The following is a 2,664-nucleotide window of genomic DNA, read 5'->3' on the forward strand; positions in this document are numbered from 1 at the left end:
CGATCTCCGTACCATGACCGGCACTTCCCCCGAACTCACTCTCAAGGACACCCTGAATGTGATCCATGCTCGCGTGCAGCATCTGCCCGGATGCCCGTTGCCGGATGAGATCGAGAAGATCTGTCAGATCCTCTACGCCTCGAGTTTGCTCAAGGAAGAGGGCCGGGCGGTCCGGGCCCGCGTGATTCTCGCCCCTCCCGACAGCTTCAATCCAACGGACGGTCCGCCCAGTGCCAGCCATGCCATCCGCTTCGCGGTGCCCCACAAGTTGACGCCCAATGAGATCAAACGCCTCAGCCCGGCGGCCAGCTTCTTCCACTCCGTGGTGGCGGTGTGGCCGGATGAATCCCGGGACCGCAGTCTCTCCATCTGGGGCGTGATCAATACCGGGCCCCGCTGGATGAACCTGGTCGCGGGCGGGCGGAAATCCGCAGGAAATGACATCTCGAAACCCGTCATTCATGTGCGCGATCCAGGATGGCTTCTCTTTTACGACGGCTACGAACTGATGGCCGAGTGGCGCGGCACGGAGTTCCACGGCCCCCGGCTGGATGTGTTCCAGTCCCGCCTCCTCAACGATCGTTTCATCGAGCTGCGCCGCAAGCTTGTGGCGGAGTTGTCAGATGACTGCCTCCCCTGCTCCCTCAATCTCGAAGCGTATGCAGCGCTAAGCCACCTCATTTCACTCCAGTTTGTAAAGCGGATCATCAACCTCGTCCGAACCAGCGGCCATGGCGGCAGCGTGGTGGTGCTGCCTGAAGGCGCGGAAGGTGAAGACGCCGCGGCCCGCTGGATCGATTGCAAATACTCCGCTGAAACAGACGACGCCGGACTTCGCTTCCGCCACCTCCTGCAGTCCTTCATCCGCCGCGTGGGTGAACTGTCTCCGTCAGGTGCCACCGTGGAGCAGGCCTGGGAGATCTTCTGCACCAGCCGTGATCCGGAACTGGACCAGTTGGAAGAGTCCTTCTTCGAGCTGGCCCGCTTTTTCTCCGACCTCATGCAGGTGGACGGTGCACTGGTGCTTGACCAGCGACTCTGCCTGCTCGGCTTTGGTGGTGAAATCCGCGTAGATCGTACCGTTCTTCAGGTTGGCCACGCCCAGGATCTGGACGGCACCATCACCGTGCCCTGGAATGTCCAGGCAGACGGCACCCGTCATCGGTCCGTGTACCGACTCTGCTCCGTGGAGCCAGATGTCATCGGCTTTGTGATCTCGCAAGACAGCCAGGTACGCATGATCGCCAATGTGGACGACCGGGTGCTTTTTTGGACGCACAGTGTGGGTTAGACAAATAACTTCCCACATCCGGCGGATGAACGTTGGGGCGTGACGTGTGGCGCAGAGGTCGCCCCAGCCTCTTCTCCTGACACTCGGCAAAGAGGCGCCCGCACGAACTTTTTTCCATCACGCATTTGCATTCCCCTTGCCAGAAGGTAGGATAGCGCGTGCACAAGTTGCACCCTGCGCCATGTTCCATACTCGTCTCTGAGGCCGTCGCCTCATCCCACTATCTTAGCAGGCAGCATTCGCAGCCTCACTTCGCCACATACCTTTGTCGGGTGGCGTTCCTGATCCTGGTTCATCAATCGCTTTGTCGCGCCTCGAGCGGGTCCAGCGCGTTTGCTTGAATCCGGCACCCATTGCAGTTGCGACAGCACGTCGATAAGAGGCGGGTTCTAGGAATCCATCTCGCGCCCATGCTGCGCCCCGCACTCATTCTATTGCGGACGGCTTGTCCGTCTCCCCCCTTCAACCAATTCATTTTGCCATGTCAATTCCAAGAAAAGGCTCCCGCCGCATCATCATCAACGGTTGCACGTACCTCTGGTACATTCGTCACAAAGTTGACCACTGGGCATTGATATGTGGTCACAGCCTTGTGGTCGGAATCGAGCGTATCGATCCCCCGTCCGGCCGCACGCTCCTGTTTTACGCCGACAATGGTAGCCACTACTACGGCACCGTCATTACTCCACGTATCGTGGAGGTCGCCATCCTGCATTCGCTCAAGACGGGCTGGAAACCCCACCTGCCCGGCTCTGCCTTCGAGTGCTGGATGAGCCAGATCGACTGGCCCACCTTTGGAACCTGTCCCGACGGGTATTACGGGGAATGGTGCGAGAGAAACGAACGCCGGTCACGCCGGGCCAGCGCTGCCAGCGCCTAGAGGAAACAACTCCACCTGAAGCACCGGCCTTGCAGCTTGAGGCCTCGCCTCAGGCTGCAAGATCGATCGTACAATGCAATTCATCCACTAGAACCGCAACTCCCCGGGCTTCCGCCGCCACGCGGACGGCGTCATGCCAGTTTGCTGGCGAAACCAGCGCGCAAAGTAGTTGGGATCCAGGATGCCCACCTTCTCCCCCACCTCCTGGATCGGTCGTTTCTCCTCGATCAAAGCGACCGCCTTTTTCAAGCGGATCCTGGCCCGCATCTGACCCAGAGTAAGCCCGCATTCTGCCCGGAGCAGGCGGTTGAGGTGATCCTGCTGGTAGCCGCTCTGCCTCGCGATCTCTTCCAGCGGCACATCGCTCGCATCCTTGGTCTCCAGCAGCCGCTCCACCCGCTTGGCCAGCGAGTAGTGACGGGCGCTGCTGAAGCGGTTCACGGGCACGAGCCACCCAATGGCTTTCAGCGCCATATCCAGGATGTCCAGCACC

General features: G+C 60.3%; 3 protein-coding genes. 2 read left to right on the forward strand and 1 reads right to left on the reverse strand.

Annotation, left to right across the window (positions count from 1 at the left end; translation table 11 throughout):
- Positions 1-13 precede the first annotated feature (13 nt).
- A complete protein-coding gene (locus BV034_RS18560; protein WP_050028492.1) occupies positions 14-1,291 on the forward strand; it encodes a putative sensor domain DACNV-containing protein in 1,278 nt (425 codons plus the stop codon).
- Between the two features lie 481 nt (positions 1,292-1,772).
- On the forward strand, positions 1,773-2,171 hold the full coding sequence (locus BV034_RS18565; RefSeq protein WP_050028490.1) for a hypothetical protein: 399 nt from the start codon (positions 1,773-1,775) through the stop codon (positions 2,169-2,171).
- An 87-nt stretch (positions 2,172-2,258) separates the two neighbouring features.
- Here the strand turns inward: BV034_RS18565 and BV034_RS18570 are convergent.
- Positions 2,259-2,664 (reverse strand): helix-turn-helix transcriptional regulator (locus BV034_RS18570; protein ID WP_265593163.1); only part of this gene is annotated, 406 nt, incomplete at its 5' end.

Source organism: Verrucomicrobium sp. BvORR034 (genome assembly GCF_000739635.1).
Taxonomy (GTDB): Bacteria; Verrucomicrobiota; Verrucomicrobiia; order Verrucomicrobiales; family Verrucomicrobiaceae; genus Verrucomicrobium.

Bases quoted from the DNA above. Each gene is read 5' to 3' on its own strand.
- BV034_RS18565 (WP_050028490.1), top strand. From the start codon at position 1,773: ATGTCAATTCCAAGAAAAGGCTCCCGCCGCATCATCATCAACGGTTGC.
- BV034_RS18560 (WP_050028492.1), top strand. From the start codon at position 14: ATGACCGGCACTTCCCCCGAACTCACTCTCAAGGACACCCTGAATGTG.